The sequence below is a fragment of the Hungatella sp. SL.1.14 genome (genome assembly GCF_024460495.1).
Lineage (GTDB): Bacteria > Bacillota > Clostridia > Lachnospirales > Lachnospiraceae > Hungatella > Hungatella hathewayi.
This window is the reverse complement of sequence record NZ_JANFYJ010000424.1, coordinates 1-295: the sequence shown is the minus strand read 5'-3', so window position 1 is coordinate 295 and position 295 is coordinate 1. Positions and strand designations below refer to the sequence as shown.

General features: G+C 50.2%; 1 pseudogene. It reads left to right on the top strand.

Annotated elements, in window-relative coordinates:
* Positions 1-295 (top strand): annotated as a pseudogene (locus NE473_RS31665) (glycogen-branching enzyme); the annotation flags it as partial.

Sequence of the window (295 nt, the reverse complement as noted above, 5' to 3'; positions counted from 1 at the left end):
ACATTCTCCATGCAGTATTTTTATCAGGAACGGTACCTGCTTCCGTTGTCCCATGACGAGGTAGTTCATGGAAAAGTGACCATCCTGCAGAAAATGTACGGGGCGTATGAGGGAAAGTTCCCGCAGGCCCGCGCGCTTTATCTCTATATGTACGCCCATCCCGGAAAAAAACTGAACTTTATGGGCAATGAGTTTGGCCAGCTCCGCGAGTGGGATGAAAAGAGGCAGCAGGACTGGGAGATCTTACGCTATCCGATCCACGATGCGTTTCACCGCTTCATGGAGGATTTAAACC